The sequence below is a fragment of the Avibacterium sp. 20-126 genome, from assembly GCF_044358625.1.
GTDB lineage: Bacteria > Pseudomonadota > Gammaproteobacteria > Enterobacterales > Pasteurellaceae > Avibacterium.
In genome coordinates, this window is the sequence record NZ_CP091457.1 from 1667630 (window position 1) to 1687398 (window position 19769).

The window sequence follows — 19769 nt, forward strand, 5'->3', positions numbered from 1 at the left end:
GCTACAACGTAGCGACTTAATGTCCACATTAAACCGCAAAATCGCCTCTCTCGTATAGAAAGAATTAAATATTAATAGAAAAGAATTTTGATCCAAAAGTAAATAAGCCATAAATGAACAATTCACTTATGGCTTATTTACTTTTTAAGATAACAATTTGAAAAAATTGTGTGAATGACAGACCAATATAAATGGATGATTGAAATCTTCCCATCTTCGTTACAATGTTTGATTTCCTATCGCATCTACCTGATTACATTGTGGTCTTTAATCAGTATAACAGAGGCATCTCAATCGATACAAAGGGCACCCAATTTTTCACCAGTGGGCTCTGGCTAGGATAAAGAAGCAACGTATTGCTAAGTCGTAATAACACTTAATAAAATGCGATAACGACTTAGCAATTACGCGATTGTCAATAAAAAGATAAAAATACACACTCCCAATATCACAGAACCCTTTTTCAGAGTGCTAAGGGTATTTCGGCACAACATTGATAACCGACAATGTTAAAACGGCTTACTTTTGGCTGCCATACTACCTTATTTGACGGACTGACGCAAATTTGCAAATTGTTGAGAAAGGTTAATCGATGTCGCTTTTCTGGCAGAGGATTTTTTCTTGGCGTTTGATTCAATATATTTACATTGTGGATAGCCCGTACAACCCCAGAAGTCCCCATTTTTCCCTTTCATTTTTCGAAGTCCCTTACCGCATTGTGGACATTTTTTAATGTCTATATTGCCCATTTTGATACCTTGATGCCCACAGGTTTGAATAAGATGACGAATAAACTGTTCTTGCTTTTGCATAAATCCCTGCAAGCTCATTTGGTTCTCAGCAATTTGGTTTAAGGCTTGTTCCCACAATGCCGTTAAACCAGGATCTTTTAATACCGTCGGTAAATTATCAATCAACATCACACCTGCCTCTGTCGCCACAATGGATTTCCCTTTCTTCTTGATATAACCGCGGTCATAAAGGGTTTTCATAATACTGGCTCGAGTGGCTTCTGTCCCCAGTCCTTCTGTTTCGCGTAACTGTTTCTTTAGCCGTTCATCGGTAACAAAGCGGGCGACATTCACCATTGCCGTGAGCAATGTGCCTTCTGTATAGTGTGCAGGTGGTGTGGTTTTAAGCGATTTTACTTCCGTATTCATCACCTTTAACATTTGCCCACTATTCAGTATTGGCAAACCTTGTTTCTCTCCCTGTGCTTCTTTAGAAGCACGAAACAACGCTTTCCAACCCGAAACCACAATCACTTGACCTTTGGCAATGAATTGATGCTCTCCACAAGATAGCTGAATCTGGGTTTTATCCACTTCAAAGTGCGGTAGAAATTGAGCGAGATAACGACGTCGAATTAAATCGTACACCTTAAATTCATTTTCATCCATTTTAGTAATATCAACAGGCTGTGTTGTGGGAATAATCCCATGGTGAGCGGTAATTTTTTTATCATTCCAAGCACGGGATTTTTGGTTCAAATTAAGCTGTGTTCGTAAAGGCTGTAACTTAGGATCTGACTGCATTAGGCTACTGATGACCTGAGGCACTTCAAGTAATTGTGCTTCAGGGAGATAACCGCAATCCGTACGCGGATAGGTGGTTGCTTTATGTTTTTCATAAAGGGATTGTGCAATATCAAGCACTTGTTGCGTTCCTAAATCATAGAGACGATTACATTCTGCCTGTAAATCACTTAATGCAAAAAGTAACGGTGGACTTTCTTTTTCCCGCTTTGTTTCTACATTCTTCACTTGCACTTGACCCGCCTGACGAATCTGTTGCTCTGCCTGCTGAACAACCTTTATCTCTAAACAACGCCCCTCTTCATCACAATATTTTTCAGGAACCAAAAGACTCGCCTCGAAAGACTGCGTATTGGCTCCACAGACTTGCACCATCAAGGCATAATGCGAGGTCGGGACAAAATGAGCAATTTCCTTATCTCGATTCACTACGAGAGCCAATGTAGGACTTTGCACTCGCCCCACCGAAAGCGGCGGACCTTGATAACCTTGTTGCTGTGCCAAAAGGGTAAACATTCGACTAAAATTCATTCCAATTAACCAATCTGCCCGACTACGGGCAAGCCCCGCATAATAAAGTGGCAAGGTTTCTTCATTAGTTTTAAGGTGGCTGAGGGCTTTACGCACACTAATTTCATCAAGTGCGGTGATCCATAGCCGCTGAATATGTCCACGATAGCCCGCAATGTCCAATAACTCACGGGCAATCGTTTCCCCTTCTCGATCAATATCAGTTGAAATCACCACCGTGCGTGCTTTTTTCAGCAATGCCATCACGGTTTTATATTCTTTTTTTGCATCAGGTTTAGGGGAAACTTGCCATTGGGAAGGGATAATTGGGAGGGTATCTAACCGCCACGCTTTAAGTGCAGGATCGTATTGTTCTGGCGAAAATTGTTCGACTAAATGCCCTCTTGCCCAAGTCACAACGATTGTGCCATCAGCGGTTGATAAATACCCTTCCCCTTTTTGTGTTGCACCAAGCACTTTTGCAATATCCCGTCCTTGACTGGGTTTTTCGCATAGAAATAATTTCATTAGTTCCTCTAATTATCTGGATATTCTTGACAATTTATTGTTCATAAATGACAATCCATTCACAAGACAGAACTCAACTATCAATTTAGAGAATTTATCAAATTAATATTCTATGAATGAGGCAATCAAAAATGGAACTGAAAAAATTTCTCTATCATAATATTTACATTGATCGTCCTACTTATCACCTCCAAAATTACCTCGTTTTTGAGCTGATAACAAATACGCAAAGATTTGTTTATATGAAGCACCCTATTTATCCCGATCCATGTAATGAAAAGTATATCGTTTTCGTTAAATCAACAAAATTTTTAAATATGTGGAGAAATATGCAATTTCCTCAAGAACCTAAACTTAGCTTTGGAAATGAGATAGATTGGCGTAATGACGATAAATTCCAGTATGCAGAAAAAGGGTTTAGCTATGGTCGTTCAAATCCAGTGCCACTTGCCGAGGTAAGCTGTGAGCAATACATAGAACAAGAACCTGTATATGTTAAACAATTTATTTGGTTTAATAAATTAATTGGATATACTCAAAATACTAAAGCTGCTTGCTCCTTTATAAATGGAATAACGCGAACCATTTGGTTGTTTGCCAATGGCGTACAGCAGTTTCCAGTATATACTTATAGTAAAGCAGAAGCTATTTTACTTGCAAAATATGCAGGTATATATTCAGAAGGATATTATGGGCTACTAGAGCTAAACAGAGAGCTGGAAAAACTAACTAATATTAATCTTTATGAGCAGCAATAGCTTTATTAACAATATGATTTAATCTATTTAACTCTGGATAATTCAAATCATTAATCATTGAACGGAATAACTCTAGACTTTCAATATCAATCCCGTTCTCTGTATAAGCTGAGATAATTAATGTAAGATTGCTCATCACATTAATTACCTCAGTGATTTTTATCGCATCTTGGGAATTTTTCAAAAGAAAATTTAGCTTCAAAGATAACTCACTGACAGCTAAGATAGTATCAAAAAGTAAATTAGTATCGATAAAATTAGATTGCTTCATTCCCATTTGCCTAAAAGATGATTTATTTTCAATAATATATAAGGGGGGATTAATTGCATCTCTTAATTCTTATTACATATCAAACAAAAAAGCCCAATCATCAAGACTGGGCAACACTGAGGTTTTAGAGCAAATAAACCTATTTAACCGCTTTTAAAATATCCGCTTTGATTTGATTAGCAAAGTCTTGAGAGCCTTTCACTTTCCAAGAAATAAGGGTATTTCTGCCCTCTTTTTCTAAGGTAACTGCGACATAATATCGCCCCTCTTTACCAAAAGAATCCGCCATTCGATAATAAACGCCAGGCGTTTTTTCATGAACATAGCCGCCTTCAGCAATTGCAGCTTTCTTCCAGGCACAGTTCTTATTTGATTCAGGATCGCATTTCAACATTTCTTCCATTGTTTCAAACCCTACATTACGCTTAATGCGTACATACAGGGTGTCAATATCTCGTTTTGACGTTAAGGTATCCGAGAATTGTTGTTTATCTGCATTGAGCGTACGATTAATTTCTCCTGCCCAATCGCCCACTTTTTGATTGAACGCAGAAAGTTCTGCACAACCTGAGATAATGCCCAATATAAAAAGTGCAGTCGTTATTTTTAATGTTTTCATTATATCAACTCCGATATTCATCATTGCAACTCAGAAAGGAATCTGATCATCGTCAAAGCCATCATCAGGGATAGGCGGTGGTACAGGCTGAGATGCTGAAGTTTGAGTTTGTGGTGTTTGGTAGGCAGGCTGACTCTGTTGCGCATATTGATTACGACCTTGTTGTGCCGCTCCAACTTGCGTTGCCTGCCCTGCTTGATAGCGCTCAGGACGGCTATCTAACATTTGAAGTACATCTCCTTGGATTTCTGTGGTGTATCGATCTTGCCCATTTTGGTCTTGCCATTTACGGGTTCTTAATCGCCCTTCTACATAGACTTTCGAGCCTTTGCGTAAATATTCTCCCACAATCTCAGCTTGACGACGATAAAACACAATCCGATGCCACTCGGTTAATTCACGTTTTTCACCTGTATTCTTATCTATCCAACTTTCACTGGTTGCGACACTAATATTGGCTACAGCCTCACCATTCGGCATTGTTCTTACTTCAGGATCTGCACCAAGGTTACCCACGATAATCACTTTATTAATCCCTGCCATAATGTTGTCCTCACAAATGATTGATAATTGACGTTATCTGTATTAAACGTGATTTTAGTCAGGAATAAAGGGGGTAATTCAATTTCAATTTTAAATAATTATTGAGCTGCTATGGTTTACTTTAATTGTGAATGAAATTTCTATCTTTGACATAACAACCTCCATTATAAATAACGTGTCAAATTAATTACCTAACTACTCTATTTTTTATCTACCAGATAAAAACCGATATAAGTACCATCTAGTATTTCATCTTTACACTTATCATTGCTTCTATTTAACTTTATTTCAATTGGTAAATTAAATTGCTCAACTAGGGAAAGAAATCTATTCTGACTTAAATAAAATGCAAAAACCTGTTTTCCATTTGAAAAATCATATATATCTGCACTATCCCCATAGTGGGAACTTAAGTAAGTATAAAGTGCCAAATTACGGCTTTCACCTAACAATAAGTCTTGTTGTATACTTTTTGAATCTTCCCACGATGTAATGCTGTACGTTATATCAATAAAATGATTAAAATCTATTTGATGCTCCATTACTAATACTCCTCTATTAATCAGTGATTGTTATCTATAACCTATCCAAAGGTAATGCCATTTTTCGTTAAGGTAAGGGGCTTGTCCCCTTACCTTTAAAAGGCCTTTTATATCCAGCGAGTACAAACCTTGAAAATCCAATGAGTACAAACTCAAAATCCAACCATTACAAACTTTTTTAATTAGGCGACATTTCACCTTGAGTGATATCTTCAACTTCGGTTAATTTATCAATGGTTGCGGATAATTGTCGCATCATCGAATTTAATACCGACATTTGCATATTTAACACCAAGCGTTCTTTTTCCATCTGAGCAATACGTTTTTTAATGCCATCAGATACCGAACTATCTTCAACAAGTCCTTTCCAAATCAACCCGCCTTTTTCAGCGGATTGATTCGCTTGTCCAATCGTGATACGCCAACGTAAAAAATGCCCACCTGAAGAAGAGGCTTTATCTTGTATTAAACGAAACCCTAAGGCTTTTGTAATCTCATTGCTTCTTAATTTTTTGACAATATCTTGATGTTGGCTGATTAAATGCTCTCTCACTTGATAAAGAGAGAGCTGTAATTGCTCACAATCCTCTACACTATTTACTTCGCTAAAAAATTGTTTCATTACTGAATTCAGTGGAGTTTGTACCGCGAGATCCCGATACATATTTTTAGGAATTAATTCATTTTTCATCTTTATCATTACCTAAACCTTGTGCCATTCTTATGATGTTTTTTTATTCTGAGCCATTCTCAACAAACTCATCTTGTTCTGGTTCAGCTTCAGATGACGAGGCATTTTTTATGACTGGAGCAAAATTTGCACGTTTTTCACCAGATAAAATTTCAGGGGATAATTCATATTTCATCCGTTTTATTGCAGCTTTATAACGTGCGTTATTTTCGATTGCATCGCGGCGGGTAATCCCTGAATGGCGATAATTTTCAACTAAGCCAAAACATTGACGTATGAGTTTTGCCCCAGCTTCAATCCAATCTGAAGCCTCGCTACGCGTCATTAAGGCAATATGAGATGCGGCCATTACCGCACAAGCGAGCTCATCAAATTTCAAAAAAAGGAAAATTAATTGATAGCCAAGTTGAGAATTAAAGGTCAGTGCATAACGTGCGGGCTCTACTGATACTGAATTTTCCATATGGAATGCCGCTGGGATTTGTTCACGATAAAGGTAATTTACCTTATCAACCAATTGCTGCATTTCCTGACGATAACCTAACACTTTGGTTTCAAACCGTAGTAGATAGTCATCCGCATAAGGATCATCATTCGTTGCCGCACGTTGAATTTGACTTAATAAACTCAAGCAATTCGGCATACTGATGATCCCTGCACGGGTAATTTTGCCTTGTTCATTCCGCACCGCAGCACGCCCCACCCATAATTTAGAAGCATGATGGGTATTGATAGTAATTTCAGGTGCACTGCGTAATGGTCCTGGTCGTTGATTTTGAAGATCGGTAGTTGTCATATAGATACTCCTTATTCTATGGTTGATTTTTGTACTTTGAAGAACCCTTCTTCACTGGTTGTTTTTTGTACTTTGTCCAGCCCTGGACAGTGATTAATTTTTATACATTGGAAAGTCCCTTTCCAGTGTTTATTTTTTATACTTTGGAAAGTCCCTTTCCAGTGTTCATTTTTTATACTTTGGAAAGTCCCTTTCCAGTGATTAATTTTTATACTTTGGAAAGTCCCTTTACAGCGGTTATTTTTTGTACTTTGAAGAACCCTTCTTTACTGGCTATTTTTTGTACTTTGAAGAACCCTTCTTCACTGATTATTTTTTGCACTTAATTCAACAATTGTGCTTTAAATTTCCGTATCATTTCCGCTCTAGCTTGACGTTGTTCAAGTGTTGGCACAGACGATATCGTTTGTTCTTGCTCTGGCACAATCACTTGTGGTTTTGATTGATTCACCACTGGCGTATGACATTGGCTTAAGTGTTGTTCAAGTAAATAGGGATTAAATTGCCCTAAATGGGCTTTTCTCACTAGGCTTAGCAAATACCCCTGTGGTTTCTTAATGGTTCCTTTTGCAAGGCGTTCACCCGCTTCAAACAAAATGGCTTGGCACAGTCCCAGATCAAGCCCTTCCATTGCTTTAGCCACCGTACGTTTCTCAAAGGGGGTTAAGTTGAGCGTCCAATCAATTTCCTCTGGCGTACCTGTACAGTATTTATTTATAAATACCGTACTGTACTTGTACGAGGTATCTACTGAGTTCCTTAATGGAACTGAGCCTAAAATCAATGACTTAGTCTGTTTTTCTTGGCTGAGTTCCCTATTGGAACTGGGCTCATTTTGACTGAGTTCCTTAATGGAACTCGGTAAATTGATCATTTTTTCACTGAGTTCCTTGCTGTTTTGACTGCGTTCCTTATTGGAACTCAGCAAATTCTGCTGCACAGTATCTAAATTTAAATGAGAAAAATCAGCCTCTTTTTCATTTCCGAGACGAGAACAATAATCTTGATAACGGGCTTGCATCCAATCAATATGTGAAACATAGTGCCATTGGGTTTTATCTGAAAGAATATTATCGACAATATGCGTCGCAACCCCTCTCACTATGACGTCTTTATGTTTTGTGGCTGAATGGAGCAAATGTAAATAATCTTCATTAAGTTGAATCGCATCTAATATAGGGATAGGCTCATCATGCAGTAAATAGACATTACCTTTTACTTGCCCTAATTCATTACGCACGGTTTCACAAAGGGTCAACCACCTTGTCAGGCGTAGCAGTAATAAGGTTTGACTGACGGTTTTACGCGATAGGCTCGCATTCAAGTAAGGCTTATCTGAAAGCAGTTTTCCTAACACCTCGTAAGACGGAAATAATCCCCCTTGAAACTCTCTAGCTTTATGCTTGATCAGTTGCCAAGCAAATTTGGCTCGTGGGGTTAAATAAGGATCATAAAGTAGCCGTGTTGGCACGGTTTCGTGCTGATTCCCAAAAAACAGTAATCCCTGCTCTGTTTTGGGCGATGTGGTGATTTGCTCAAAAATTGTCATGTTTAATTCTCCAAAACCTGTATTTAATTATTCCGATTGTTTTGGGTCTATATTTCGTTATAATGCTTCTGCATTTTATACAAGAAGAATGCCAAGGCGATTTTTCGCCAATCCCCAAACGTGCACTCACACATTTGGGGATTTTTTATTTTATTTTTTATTACGATACCAAGGCTCAACCGCACGCCAAATCGCCGTCAAATTAATTTGCGTTTCTTCCGCAAACAACATTAATAATTCCAGACCTTCCATTGATTCTAAACTCTGAATACTGCCTTTATGTTGACACCATAATTCCCATAAAAGCGTCTTTTGCTCATCAGTGGCCGTGGCTTTTCGTCCTGGCTCTTCACGAATACCTAGCAAACTGCGTCTTGCTGATACTTTCGTCGTACTCAAACCAAAGTAGGCATTCAACATTTGAATGGACGCTCCAAGGAGTAAGGCACGATCAATAATCATTCGTTCTTGTGAATTGACTTGTGCCATTTTAACCATTTTCCAAAATGCACTGTGATCAATATTGATCGCCGCAATTGGCACTTTAGATTGGGCAATATCGTACATTTCATCAATGCTTAACTGTTGGATTTCACTGAGTTCTGCCGTTGAAAAGCCAAGGTGATGGCAGGTATTCACATTGCCTTCGCGGATATTATTTACAATGTGGTCTAAAATCACTTTATTTAAATTATCAAGCATAACGCCTCCATTAAGCTGAAGCCCGCAAATAGCGAACAAGACGAATGAGTCGAAATAGTTTCACCAAGGTGACATCATCAATTTTAGGTTCTCGGTCTGCCGAACCTAACAATAATGCGGTATCAAAAAAACAGGCTTCCGAATAGGCTAGATTCTGTGTTTGTAACATACTGAGCAACTCATAAATGGTACGTTGAGTATCATCTTTTAAAGAATCTTCGACGGCTTTCATCTGAAAGCTGTAATCGACAGGCTCATTTACAACGTGTTCAACGAGTTCATCAAGCTCAAACTGCTCGGCAATATCTAAGGCAAGTGAATAGGCTTCCGCTTTATGTTGGCGACTTGGGTACACTTGCCAAATATCCGCAACAGGTTGACGACCAACACAAGCAAACTCTAGGCCATTTGCAATAGCTTGCTGCTCACGTTGAGCCTGAATGCTCATTCCTGGCGTAATGCTATAATTTTGGGCAAATTGCTGGGCGAGATCTTGGGTTGGTTCAGAACGAGAAACCTCATCGACTGTTTCGGTATTCACAATGTCATTGACGGCTTCAGTGTCTAAACTATCGTGGCTGGCATCTTCTACAAAAGTGCGGTCATTTTTTTCTGCGTTTTCGGCACGTTCATCAAAGATTGGTGTAATGGCACTTGCACTTTCTGATTCGGTCATCTCAACGTCTTGAACAGGTTCAGAAAGGGATTTTTCCAATTGCTGTTGCTGAAATCTCGCCACATCTTCTTCACTATGCTGAATTTGTGCATCAATTTCTTGCTGCTTTTTCGCTAATTTTTGGAATTTACGCTCATCAAGATCCACTTCCACATAGAGCATTTCATAGCTGACTTTACCCTCAAGGGCATCCGTCATCTCATTAATTAAGGCATCTTGAAAGGTCTTCACATTGAATGGGTGATCATCATTACAACGAGAAAGACTATTTTTCCAAATAGCTTCAAACGTGATTTCTGTATCAAATTGATATTGTTGCCAAACCTCAAGAGCGTTATTGCGAATGGCTAGCAACTTATCTATTGGGCTATGACCTAATCCATTAAACAATACATCAGGAATAAAAGGGTACAGATAATTTATACACCGTTCCATCTTTGTTACTAAAACATGCGATATAATGTAACCGTCATTTTCTAAAACATCTGATAATTCTCTAGACGAAAGCTGTTTTCCTAACTTTTTCTCGTAATACTCCTTCGCCTGCTGAATCCCTAACGCTTTCTCTATAAAGGTTAAATCTGCACGGGTATCATTTTCAATTAAATGACCGATCAGCAAATCGAGTTCGGCTTCCACACTGTCCGCTGTCTCCCCTTTCCAAGGTTTATATAGGCATTCAATCGCCCAAAAACGCTGATCTTGGGTTTCACTAAATAGCTCTTTTAAGGCTTGAATCCGCGTATTCCCCCCGTCTGCGATGATATAAAACGGCTCACCTGGACGTTGGGTAATATTAGGCTTATGATCGAGTCCGCGACGTCGAATAGATTCTTTGATCATCTCAAAGTTAGGATTACGGGTTTTGCGTGGATTATGCTCATAAGGGCGTAATTTATCCAAAGTTACCGTAATATACTGAGAGGTTGTCGGGTAATGCGTTGCAGCCGCCCCTACATAAGAAGGCGAGGTATTCACCATTGGTGCAACATTTAAATTCCGTGCCACGGCATCTGATAATTTTTTGTTCTTAGTATTCATCGTAATATCCACCTAAATTCATTTCATTTTCAAATAAACTAAACTCACCATAAAAACGGCATTTCACGCTCCCTAATGGTCCATTACGTTGTTTGCCGATAATGATTTCAGCTAGCCCCCGATCAACACTTTCTGGGTGATAGACTTCATCACGATAGATAAATAGGATCACATCAGCATCTTGCTCTAACGAGCCAGATTCGCGTAAATCCGCATTGACAGGGCGTTTATTGGTGCGTTGTTCTAAACTACGATTGAGTTGTGAAAGGGCATAAACAGGACGCCCTAATTCTTTGGCTAAGGCTTTCAATGCTCCTGAAATTTGCGTGATTTCAAGATGTCGGTTCTCTACTCTGCCTGTGCCTCGCATTAATTGGAGATAATCAATGAACACCGCCGCAGGCAAACCATATTGGCGGCTATATTGACGTACTTTACTGCGTAATCGAGGGATCGTTAATGCTCCCTCATCATCAATAATTAAACGTTTGCTCCAGTCTTTTTGAATACGCCCCACAGCCTCAGAAAGTTTGCCCCAATCTTCTTCCTCAAGCTCAGTTGCTCGACGAATCTTTTGCAAACTTACTCGTGATTTCATTGCCATAAAACGTTGTAATAACTGGTCAGCTGGCATTTCCTGACTGAAATAAAACACGGGCTGATCCGTCAGCTTATCCAGAATACTTGCAGTGGCCGTGAGAGAAAGTGCCGTTTTTCCCATCGCAGGGCGAGCAGCGATGATAATCAGTTCCCCCGCTTGCCCGCCAGTGGTCAATTCATCAATTTGTTGAATACCTAATGGTGTGCCTGTAACAGGATCCGCACTTAAGGTAGATTGCTCCATCTTATCGAACATTTGCGAAAAAATGTCCGCTAATTGCACCGCACTTTTATCTGTTTGATTTAACGAAATTTTCGTATATCGCTGTTCAATCTGCTCGGCAAGTGCTGCCAAATTTTCCGCATTCTTAGGCTCCTTCATTTCACTTAAAATAAACTGCCCCAAGGCTAAAAATTGGCGTTGCCGACTATATTGTTTGACCAGCTCTGCATAAGCTACAATGTTGGCAACGGATGGCGTGTTATTGGCTATTTCAGCTAAATAGGCAATCCCCCCGACATCTTCCAGCCTGCCTTTTTCTTTGCAAGATTCCGATACCGTGAGTATATCAATGGCTTTATTTTGGTTAACCAGTGACGCAATAGTTTCAAAAATATAGCGATGCTCGACAATATAGAAATCTTCAGGGGTGAGAATGATCGCCACATCATCAAAGCAATCCGCATTAATCAATAACCCGCCAATGACGGAATATTCTGCCTCAAGCGAATAAAGCTCAGCGGGGGATTTTTTCGTTTTACGCATTATGTCCTCCTAAACCTTGCTCAAATTGATGGGCAAATTGAGGTAACAAATGCATACACAGTGCCTGAATTACGGCATACTCTGCTTTGCTATGTCGATAGACGGGCAATGAATAGGTTGCCGCCTCACGGTAAGCGACTTTGTCAGGAATATGAAAATCAAGGAGGGTTTTATCAGCACTTAAGTTTTGCTCAAAAAGCTGTTTTAGCTGACTAAGCACAAATTTCACATCATTGGTATGATCGACACAGTTAGGCACCGCTTTGAGCGGCGGGAGCGAAAACCCAAATGCCTCAAAGGTCTGCAATTCTTGGTACATACCTATCGTGCCGCGAAGAAATTCTTTTGCGGATAAAATATGTGGCAAGATAGGACAAAATAATAAATCGGCAGCAAGTACAGACATATCTACCGTAATATCTCGCGTTCCGCGTGTATCCACAACAATCACATCATAGCCTTTGAGTTTTTTCAGCAGAAAGCTAAACCGTATTGCACCATCAGGGGCATTGCGTAGCATCTGGCTAACATTATTTGTGGGATCGTTGGATTGAATTAAATCTAAATTTGGCAGGGTTGTTTTTGAAATAATATGGGCGGGATCGACATCTTGATAGGTCAAAAACTCATGGATACCACCTGGTGCGACATAATCTAAAGCAAAATAAGCACTGAGTGTCGGTTGCGTATCGGTATCAATTAATAAGGTCTTTAACCCGTGATCTGCACAAAATGCACCAATATTCGCCGCATTTGTACTTTTTGCTGAACCGCCTTTGGTTGAGGCTATGGTAATGATGAATGGTTTTTTGGTAAAAAATTGATTAGTGTTCATAATCATACTCACTTATACAAGAAAAATGGATAAGAAAGTATTGACTGAAATTAATTACATAGAAGAGAGTATCTAGAATTGATCAAATCTTACTTTAAACTCTACTTAAGAGTTGATTTCAAATGGTGCCCGAGGGCGGACTTGAACCGCCACGACTCGAAAGTCGAGGGATTTTAAATCCCTTGTGTCTACCGATTTCACCACTCGGGCTGAGTGATATGCTGACTGCGGTTGAAATATGGAGGCGTGTCCCGGAGTCGAACCGAGCTACATGGATTTGCAATCCAGTGCATAACCGCTTTGCTAACACGCCGTAGCGTAAATTGGAGCGGGAAACGAGGCTCGAACTCGCGACCCCGACCTTGGCAAGGTCGTGCTCTACCAACTGAGCTATTCCCGCTTTCGCTGCAACACATTCGCTGTCAGTGGCGTGCATTTTACTAACTTCTTGAACGCTGTCAATTAAAAATATGAAAAAACATTATTGATTGATGAAAAAAAATGCAAAGCTAACAAACTTGTTTTAAAACAAAGCGATTTATGGATAATTTTAGATCGTTTTTAATCCTTGTGTCTTATCAGCAAACTAAATTTAAAATCTACTTTAAACAGGCGATCCTTTATGCCAAAATGGCACTATTCTATTTATCAAGACTGCACAAAATTGTTTTCTTTATGAATACAAAGTGCGGTGCAATTTTTTGTAATTTTTACGAGGAAGAATATGACACAACAATATAAGATTGAAACATTACTCGCGCAAGCAGGCAATCGCACAGATGAAAGAACCGGTGCCGTTTCCACGCCAATTTTCCTTTCCACTGCCTATGGCCATCACGGTATTGGCGAAAGTACCGGTTATGATTATACCCGAACAAAAAACCCAACCCGTACCGTTTTAGAAGAAACTATTGCAAAATTAGAAGGCGGTGAAAGGGGCTTTGCTTGCGCCTCAGGTATGGCTGCCATTCAGTTAATTATGCAGTTATTTGCTTCTCCAGATGAATGGATTGTCTCTAGTGATGTGTATGGCGGTACTTATCGTTTATTAGATTTCGCCTATAAAAATACGCACGGCGTGAAACCTGTTTATGTCAATACAGCCTCTCTTGATGCCATTGAGCAGGCCATTACGCCAAACACCAAAGCGATTTTTGTGGAAACCCCTTCAAATCCGTTAATGGAAGAATGCGATGTGCCAGCTATTGCTAAATTGGCGAAAAAACATAATTTGTTACTTATTGTTGATAATACATTCTTAACGCCAGTACTCTTCCGTCCTTTAGAATGTGGCGCTGATATCGTAATCCACAGTGGCACAAAATATCTTGCAGGGCATAATGATGCGTTAGTGGGCTTAGTCGTTGCCAATGGGCAAGAATTATGTGATCGTTTATTCTATATCCAAAATGGGGCGGGCGCTGTGCTTTCACCATTTGATAGTTTCTTAACCATTCGCGGAATGAAAACCTTAGCATTACGTATGGAACGCCATCAAAAAAATGCACAAGAATTAGCGAAATTTCTCGCAAGCCAACCCCAAGTGAAGGATGTACTTTATCCAAATAAAGGCGGAATGCTCTCTTTCCGTTTGCAAGAAGAGTCTTGGGTAAATCCATTCTTAAAAGCAATTAAGCTCATTACTTTTGCTGAAAGCCTTGGCGGTACAGAAAGTTTCATCACCTACCCTGCAACCCAAACGCATATGGATATTCCAGAAGCAGAACGTATTGCCCGCGGTGTGTGTAATTGCCTGCTACGTTTCTCGGTGGGATTGGAAGATGTGGAAGATCTCAAAGCTGATCTATTGCAAGCCTTCGCCCAATTAAACTCATAAAACGGAGAAAAGATAATGAAAGTCGCTGTTTATAGTACCAAAAGCTACGATCGTAAATATTTAGAATTGGTCAATGTGAAATACGGCTTCGAGCTGGAATTTTTTGATTTTATGCTCACAGAATCGACAGCGAAAATGGCGGAACATTGCGATGTGGTGTGTATTTTCGTGAATGACGATGGCAGTCGAAAAGTATTAGAAAAACTCGCCGCACTTGGCGTAAAAATGGTGGCGTTGCGTTGTGCTGGTTTTAATAATGTCGATCTCAAAGCAGCACAAGAATTAGGCATTCAAGTGGTTCGTGTGCCAGCCTATTCACCAGAGGCGGTGGCTGAGCATACCGTTGGTTTAATGCTAACGCTAAACCGTAAAATTCATCGTGCTTATCAAAGAACAAGAGAAGCGAATTTCTCTCTTGAGGGTTTAACCGGCTTTAATATGCACGGACGCACCGTTGGCGTGATTGGTACAGGAAAAATCGGCATTGCGGTAATGCGTATTTTAAAAGGATTTGGTATGCATATTTTGGCTTACGATCCATTTAAAAATCCTATTGCAGAAGAATTAGGCGCAGAATATGTTGAATTAGATGAATTGTATGCAAAATCACATATTATCACTTTGCACTGCCCTGCTACGCCAGAAAATTATCATCTACTCAATCGTGATGCCTTTGCTAAAATGCGTGATGGGGTGATGATTATCAATACAAGTCGTGGAACATTGATTGATACACTAGCCGCAATAGATGCGTTAAAACAGCGTAAAATTGGCGCATTAGGAATGGATGTGTACGAAAATGAACGTGAGCTATTCTTTGAAGATAAATCAAACGAAGTGATTCAAGATGATGTCTTCCGACGTTTATCATCGTGCCATAATGTACTTTTGACAGGGCATCAAGCATTTCTTACCGAAGAAGCGCTAACCAGTATTTCTAATGTTACCTTAGAGAATATTTATACCTTGCAAACAGGTAAGCCTTGCCCTAACCTAGTGTTACCTTCTTAACTTTTAACAATTGAACTGATTAGTGTGAGCAACTTGATTTTATGCTATGATGCCCACACTTTAGCAATCACGCCAATATGGCTAGAAACAAAAAATAAGGAAAATAAAATGAGTGAAGTATTACATACTACTGACGCCACTTTCGAGGCAGATGTTTTAAGATCTGATGTCCCTGTATTATTAGATTTTTGGGCGCCTTGGTGTGGTCCTTGCCGTATGGTTGGTCCTATTCTTGATGAATTAGCTGCAGAACTTGGTGATAAAGTCAAAATCGTAAAAATTAACATTGACGAAAACCAAGCAACCCCTGCCCAATTTGGCGTTCGCAGTATTCCAACATTATTAATGTTTAAAGAAGGAAAAGCTGTCGCAACACAAGTAGGTGCATTACCAAAAAATCAATTAGCGGCATTTATTGCACAAAATAGTTAATTTCCTCTAAAAAATAACCTCATCAAATGATGAGGTTATTTTCACTTCAATAGTAGAAATTTTACATTCTCTCTCTTGCTTAACTTGGCAAAGTTCCCCAAATTACACAAAATTTATCTACTTCAAACGCTCTTTCAACCAATGAAAAAATGTATCGCCATTCATAAATCCTGTAATTCGAGCGGATTCAATTTCATTACCTTGCTGATCAAAAAAGATAAGGGTTGGTAACCCTAGCACATTTAATTTTTCCATTAATACTTTGTTTTCATCGCTATTTTTTGTCATATCAACTTGTAACAATAAAATATTGTCAAACGCCTGCTGAACCTTGGGATCAGAAAAAGTGTATTTTTCAAATTCCTTGCACGCCACACACCAGTCAGCGTACAAATCAAGCATAGCAAAAGTGCGGTCGTTTTTTTGCAAGATTTTTTGCAGCTCTTCATAAGTACTTACTTTTTGAAAAGTATTTTGATGAGTGTTTGTTACTTGCACTAAATCAGGTTCAGCCCACAGCCACCCTTGCAAGGGCTTAACCAACATCATTGCTAAGATGAAAAAGCCAATACGCAACACCCAGCCAATGCCTCGCCCCTGTATTTGCAAGCCTGCCCATAAGCAGAAAGACACACCAAGCAACGCCCATAAGCGGTTTTCCCAGATTTCGGGCAAAATGCGAGAAAGCAGGAAAACTGGCAAAGCAAGCATAACAAAGCCGAAAATCACTTTCACTTTGTCTAACCAATCACCCGATTTTGGCAAGATTCGGTTGCCGAAAACCGTGGCTAGAATCAATGGCACGCCCATTCCTAAGGCAAGTAAATAAAGGGTAATCGCCCCCGTAAATAAATCACCGCTTTGCGCGACATAAAGTAATGCCCCCGATAATGGCGCGGAAGTGCAAGGTGATGCCACAAGTCCTGCGATCATTCCCATTACAAAAACGCCACCAAACGCGCCCCCCTTTTGTTTTTGGCTTAATAAGGTCAGCTTTGTTTGCAATGATGAAGGCAATTGTAAGGTGAATACACCAAACATTGATAAGGCAAGCAAAATAAAAATCAACGATAAACCGATTAGCACATAAGGACTTTGCAGTGCAATTTGAAACGGCAAGCCTATCGCAGCCACCGCTAAACCAAGCAAGGTGTAAGTCAATGCCATTCCTTGCACATAAGCCAAACTCAAGCCTAAGGCACGCATGGTGCTTGGGCGTTGCCCGCTACCAATCACCACCGCGGAGAGCAACGGTAACATTGGCAATACACAAGGGGTAAATGCCAAACCAACGCCTAATAAAAAAAAGCCAAACACAGCATATTTGCTTTCAAAGAGACGTTGCGCCAAAGATTGCTGTTCATTTAATGCTGGCATAAGTGCGGTGCTTTTTGGCGAAGATTTTTCTACCGAATCTAATGATGAAGGCTGCCATTGCACAATTTTGGTTTCTGGCGGGTAACAAAACCCTTTGGTGCAACCTTGGTAGGTCACGCTAACTGTGTGTGGTGTTGTTGATGAAATCGGCACAGTTAAAGCTAAATGATTACGGTAAATTTCCGTTTCACCAAAAAATTCATCTTGATATTTTTCTGCGGGTGGAAACGTTAAATGTGCGACTTTTTGTTCCGCTTGTTCAACTGAAATTTCTTTTTTATAAAGATAATAATCGGGTGCAATTTGCCATATTAACTGCAAATTCTCCCCATTAGATTGGGTAGAAAATTGAAACGCCTCATCCGCGTGCAAAAATCGCGGTTTGCTATCAAACAGCCCTGCCTGTGCCACAAGTGCGGTACAAAAACAAAACAAAAAGGTAAAAATCTTTTTCATTCTCGCTTACTACCCTGATTAAATATTAAAACATAAAGCTCATTTGTGTGGGCTTATTCTAGCACAGTATCAACAGGCTAGATGGATAAAAAGTCTTGAGTTCTTTCACTTTATCTTATTTTCTTCGCTTACCTTCACCTTACTTAATTCTTAAAGAAAAATAAGAGTTGATAATCGTTATTATTTGATATAGTATGCCCACCTTAGTTATTTCGCAATAAAAAATAAGAGGCTATCAAATGAAAAAAGGAATTCATCCTGAAAATTACCGTACGGTACTTTTTTATGACAGTAACGCCAAACAAGGCTTTTTAATTCGTTCTTGTGCCAGAACTACACAAACGATGAAATGGGAAGATGGCAAAGAGTATCCCGTATTTATGTGTGATACCTCCTCTGCCTCTCACCCATTTTATACTGGCAAAACAAGACAAATTAATAATGAAGGCAGAGCAAGTAGCTTCCTGAACAGATATAGCAAATTCGGCTCACTCAAATCAAAATAAGGAGACATTATGCAAGTCCTTTCCTCATTAAAAACCGCAAAAACACGCCATCCTAAATGTAAAGTGGTTCGCAGACACGGTGTTGTTTATGTCATTTGCAAAGAAAACCCTCGCTTTAAAGCACGACAAGGTGGAAAAAAGAAAAAGCGTTAATTATTTGTAACATTATTTATCCATATCGCCCTCTAAGTTTGCTAGAGGGCGTTTTTTTCTTATCGCCTTAAATCCATTAAACCTATGATTTAGATCATAAAATTAAACAGAATTCACCACTTATACTTGTTACAATAATGTTGCAATTATACAATGGCGAACTTAGAATACCTCAGAATTATTAGTTTAAATCGCCAATAAAAATTGGAAAGGAAGACGTTAATATGGTTACAGCAAAAGTTTTAATCGTTGAAGATGAAGCCATTACAAGGAACACGCTAAAAAGCATTTTTGAAGCAGAAGGATATGACGTATTTGAAGCCAATGACGGCGTACAAATGCACAACATTCTTTCCAGCCAAGAAATTAATCTTGTCATTATGGACATTAATTTACCCGGCAAAAATGGACTAATGCTCGCACGAGAATTGCGTGAAACAACCAACACCGCATTAATGTTCCTCACAGGGCGTGATAATGAAGTGGATAAAATCTTAGGCTTAGAAATTGGCGCGGATGATTACATCACCAAGCCATTTAATCCAAGAGAATTAACGATTCGTGCGAGAAATTTATTACAACGCACTATGGCTGAAAACACCAAACACACCTTGCAACAAGTGGAACAATATCGTTTTAATGGCTGGACGTTAGATCTCAACAGCCGCACATTGATTAATCCAGAAGGTGAAGAATACAAACTACCGCGTAGTGAATTCCGTGCGATGTTACAATTTTGCGAAAACCCGGGGAAAATTCAATCTCGTGAAGAATTATTGAAAAAAATGACTGGGCGTGAACTAAAACCACAAGATAGAACCGTGGATGTAACCATTCGCCGCATTCGTAAGCATTTTGAAGATCACCCTGATACCCCAGAACTTATCTCCACCATTCACGGTGAAGGATATCGTTTTTGTGGGGAAATTGAGGCATAAGATAAGCGAATTTTTTAAGTGCGGTATAAAAAATAAAAATTTTTCCACCGCACTCATTTTTGCTTTCTCTTCAAACGGCTTGCCTTTACTAATTTCC

General features: G+C 39.4%; 20 protein-coding genes and 3 tRNA genes. 7 read left to right on the forward strand and 16 right to left on the reverse strand.

The features are described from left to right. Window positions 1-542 precede the first annotated feature (542 nt). On the reverse strand, window positions 543-2573 hold the full coding sequence (locus tag L4F91_RS07800; RefSeq protein WP_395895816.1) for a DNA topoisomerase III: 2031 nt from the start codon (window positions 2571-2573) through the stop codon (window positions 543-545). Between the two features lie 131 nt (window positions 2574-2704). On the opposite strand from L4F91_RS07800, the gene L4F91_RS07805 reads away from it, so the two are divergent. Next, window positions 2705-3331, forward strand: coding sequence for a plasmid fertility inhibition factor family protein (locus L4F91_RS07805; RefSeq protein ID WP_395895818.1), 627 nt, complete (start codon window positions 2705-2707; stop codon window positions 3329-3331). Here L4F91_RS07805 and L4F91_RS07810 read toward each other — a convergent pair. From L4F91_RS07810 to L4F91_RS07875, 14 genes are all read right to left on the reverse strand, one after another. After that, on the reverse strand, window positions 3309-3602 hold the full coding sequence (locus L4F91_RS07810) for a hypothetical protein (protein WP_395895820.1): 294 nt from the start codon (window positions 3600-3602) through the stop codon (window positions 3309-3311). The two genes, L4F91_RS07805 and L4F91_RS07810, sit on opposite strands and share 23 nt — an antisense overlap. Before the next feature lie 139 nt (window positions 3603-3741). Beyond that, on the reverse strand, window positions 3742-4221 hold the full coding sequence (locus L4F91_RS07815; RefSeq protein WP_395895822.1) for a hypothetical protein: 480 nt from the start codon (window positions 4219-4221) through the stop codon (window positions 3742-3744). A 30-nt stretch (window positions 4222-4251) separates the two neighbouring features. Beyond that, window positions 4252-4764: a single-stranded DNA-binding protein gene (gene ssb, locus L4F91_RS07820; RefSeq protein ID WP_395895824.1), complete on the reverse strand. Its 513-nt coding sequence runs from the start codon at window positions 4762-4764 to the stop codon at window positions 4252-4254. Window positions 4765-4964: 200 nt separating this feature from the next. Then, window positions 4965-5306, reverse strand: a complete 342-nt coding sequence (locus L4F91_RS07825) for a hypothetical protein (RefSeq protein ID WP_035689393.1) — start codon at window positions 5304-5306, stop codon at window positions 4965-4967. A 178-nt stretch (window positions 5307-5484) separates the two neighbouring features. Further along, window positions 5485-6006, reverse strand: a complete 522-nt coding sequence (locus L4F91_RS07830) for a DUF3158 family protein (RefSeq protein ID WP_250349890.1) — start codon at window positions 6004-6006, stop codon at window positions 5485-5487. A gap of 34 nt (window positions 6007-6040) precedes the next feature. Then, the gene (locus L4F91_RS07835) at window positions 6041-6793 is read right to left on the reverse strand and encodes a PFL_4669 family integrating conjugative element protein (protein ID WP_250363264.1); all 753 of its coding nucleotides are present in this window, start codon (window positions 6791-6793) and stop codon (window positions 6041-6043) included. 322 nt (window positions 6794-7115) lie between these two features. Further along, window positions 7116-8342 (reverse strand): STY4528 family pathogenicity island replication protein, encoded by a 1227-nt coding sequence (locus tag L4F91_RS07840; protein WP_395895827.1) that lies wholly within the window; start codon window positions 8340-8342, stop codon window positions 7116-7118. 150 nt (window positions 8343-8492) lie between these two features. Then, window positions 8493-9044 (reverse strand): DUF2857 domain-containing protein, encoded by a 552-nt coding sequence (locus tag L4F91_RS07845; protein ID WP_395895829.1) that lies wholly within the window; start codon window positions 9042-9044, stop codon window positions 8493-8495. A 10-nt stretch (window positions 9045-9054) separates the two neighbouring features. Next, complete coding sequence (locus L4F91_RS07850) at window positions 9055-10761, reverse strand: ParB family protein (RefSeq protein ID WP_395895831.1); 1707 nt, start codon at window positions 10759-10761, stop codon at window positions 9055-9057. Next, the gene (gene dnaB / locus L4F91_RS07855; RefSeq protein WP_250349885.1) at window positions 10751-12127 is read right to left on the reverse strand and encodes a replicative DNA helicase; all 1377 of its coding nucleotides are present in this window, start codon (window positions 12125-12127) and stop codon (window positions 10751-10753) included. The genes L4F91_RS07850 and dnaB overlap by 11 nt, the downstream gene beginning before the upstream one ends. Beyond that, complete coding sequence (locus L4F91_RS07860; protein WP_250349884.1) at window positions 12120-12962, reverse strand: ParA family protein; 843 nt, start codon at window positions 12960-12962, stop codon at window positions 12120-12122. Before L4F91_RS07860 ends, dnaB begins: the two co-directional genes overlap by 8 nt. A gap of 123 nt (window positions 12963-13085) precedes the next feature. Continuing rightward, a tRNA-Leu gene (locus tag L4F91_RS07865) sits at window positions 13086-13172 on the reverse strand. A gap of 29 nt (window positions 13173-13201) precedes the next feature. Continuing rightward, a tRNA-Cys gene (locus tag L4F91_RS07870) sits at window positions 13202-13275 on the reverse strand. Window positions 13276-13286: 11 nt separating this feature from the next. Then, window positions 13287-13362, reverse strand: a tRNA-Gly gene (locus L4F91_RS07875). A gap of 324 nt (window positions 13363-13686) precedes the next feature. Between L4F91_RS07875 and L4F91_RS07880 the strand changes: the two genes are divergently transcribed. From L4F91_RS07880 to trxA, 3 genes are all read left to right on the forward strand, one after another. Continuing rightward, window positions 13687-14799 carry a methionine biosynthesis PLP-dependent protein gene (locus tag L4F91_RS07880; protein ID WP_265762701.1) on the forward strand — a complete coding sequence of 371 codons (1113 nt, stop codon included), beginning with the start codon at window positions 13687-13689 and terminating at the stop codon, window positions 14797-14799. A gap of 15 nt (window positions 14800-14814) precedes the next feature. Beyond that, window positions 14815-15810, forward strand: a complete 996-nt coding sequence (locus L4F91_RS07885) for a 2-hydroxyacid dehydrogenase (RefSeq protein WP_265777876.1) — start codon at window positions 14815-14817, stop codon at window positions 15808-15810. A gap of 108 nt (window positions 15811-15918) precedes the next feature. Next, a complete protein-coding gene (trxA, locus tag L4F91_RS07890) occupies window positions 15919-16242 on the forward strand; it encodes a thioredoxin (protein WP_250349717.1) in 324 nt (107 codons plus the stop codon). Between the two features lie 117 nt (window positions 16243-16359). Here the strand turns inward: trxA and L4F91_RS07895 are convergent, their stop codons facing one another. Next, window positions 16360-18075 carry a protein-disulfide reductase DsbD gene (locus L4F91_RS07895; protein ID WP_395895834.1) on the reverse strand — a complete coding sequence of 572 codons (1716 nt, stop codon included), beginning with the start codon at window positions 18073-18075 and terminating at the stop codon, window positions 16360-16362. A gap of 239 nt (window positions 18076-18314) precedes the next feature. Between L4F91_RS07895 and L4F91_RS07900 the strand changes: the two genes are divergently transcribed. The 3 genes from L4F91_RS07900 to arcA all read left to right on the forward strand — a co-directional run bounded on the left by L4F91_RS07900 (window position 18315) and on the right by arcA (window position 19672). Then, a complete protein-coding gene (locus L4F91_RS07900; protein ID WP_103852717.1) occupies window positions 18315-18581 on the forward strand; it encodes a type B 50S ribosomal protein L31 in 267 nt (88 codons plus the stop codon). Between the two features lie 9 nt (window positions 18582-18590). Continuing rightward, window positions 18591-18734 (forward strand): type B 50S ribosomal protein L36, encoded by a 144-nt coding sequence (gene ykgO, locus L4F91_RS07905; protein ID WP_017806982.1) that lies wholly within the window; start codon window positions 18591-18593, stop codon window positions 18732-18734. A gap of 224 nt (window positions 18735-18958) precedes the next feature. Beyond that, window positions 18959-19672: a two-component system response regulator ArcA gene (gene arcA, locus L4F91_RS07910; RefSeq protein ID WP_250349715.1), complete on the forward strand. Its 714-nt coding sequence runs from the start codon at window positions 18959-18961 to the stop codon at window positions 19670-19672. Window positions 19673-19769 lie beyond the last annotated feature (97 nt).

Coding starts and splice junctions, on each gene's coding strand:
- L4F91_RS07830 (WP_250349890.1), bottom strand. CDS start 6,006: ATGATAAAGATGAAAAATGAATTAATTCCTAAAAATATGTATCGGGAT.
- L4F91_RS07850 (WP_395895831.1), bottom strand. CDS start 10,761: ATGAATACTAAGAACAAAAAATTATCAGATGCCGTGGCACGGAATTTA.
- trxA (WP_250349717.1), top strand. CDS start 15,919: ATGAGTGAAGTATTACATACTACTGACGCCACTTTCGAGGCAGATGTT.
- L4F91_RS07815 (WP_395895822.1), bottom strand. CDS start 4,221: ATGAAAACATTAAAAATAACGACTGCACTTTTTATATTGGGCATTATC.
- arcA (WP_250349715.1), top strand. CDS start 18,959: ATGGTTACAGCAAAAGTTTTAATCGTTGAAGATGAAGCCATTACAAGG.
- L4F91_RS07900 (WP_103852717.1), top strand. CDS start 18,315: ATGAAAAAAGGAATTCATCCTGAAAATTACCGTACGGTACTTTTTTAT.
- L4F91_RS07895 (WP_395895834.1), bottom strand. CDS start 18,075: ATGAAAAAGATTTTTACCTTTTTGTTTTGTTTTTGTACCGCACTTGTG.
- L4F91_RS07825 (WP_035689393.1), bottom strand. CDS start 5,306: ATGGAGCATCAAATAGATTTTAATCATTTTATTGATATAACGTACAGC.
- L4F91_RS07840 (WP_395895827.1), bottom strand. CDS start 8,342: ATGACAATTTTTGAGCAAATCACCACATCGCCCAAAACAGAGCAGGGA.
- ssb (WP_395895824.1), bottom strand. CDS start 4,764: ATGGCAGGGATTAATAAAGTGATTATCGTGGGTAACCTTGGTGCAGAT.
- L4F91_RS07860 (WP_250349884.1), bottom strand. CDS start 12,962: ATGAACACTAATCAATTTTTTACCAAAAAACCATTCATCATTACCATA.
- ykgO (WP_017806982.1), top strand. CDS start 18,591: ATGCAAGTCCTTTCCTCATTAAAAACCGCAAAAACACGCCATCCTAAA.
- dnaB (WP_250349885.1), bottom strand. CDS start 12,127: ATGCGTAAAACGAAAAAATCCCCCGCTGAGCTTTATTCGCTTGAGGCA.
- L4F91_RS07880 (WP_265762701.1), top strand. CDS start 13,687: ATGACACAACAATATAAGATTGAAACATTACTCGCGCAAGCAGGCAAT.
- L4F91_RS07800 (WP_395895816.1), bottom strand. CDS start 2,573: ATGAAATTATTTCTATGCGAAAAACCCAGTCAAGGACGGGATATTGCA.
- L4F91_RS07845 (WP_395895829.1), bottom strand. CDS start 9,044: ATGCTTGATAATTTAAATAAAGTGATTTTAGACCACATTGTAAATAAT.
- L4F91_RS07810 (WP_395895820.1), bottom strand. CDS start 3,602: ATGAAGCAATCTAATTTTATCGATACTAATTTACTTTTTGATACTATC.
- L4F91_RS07805 (WP_395895818.1), top strand. CDS start 2,705: ATGGAACTGAAAAAATTTCTCTATCATAATATTTACATTGATCGTCCT.
- L4F91_RS07835 (WP_250363264.1), bottom strand. CDS start 6,793: ATGACAACTACCGATCTTCAAAATCAACGACCAGGACCATTACGCAGT.
- L4F91_RS07885 (WP_265777876.1), top strand. CDS start 14,815: ATGAAAGTCGCTGTTTATAGTACCAAAAGCTACGATCGTAAATATTTA.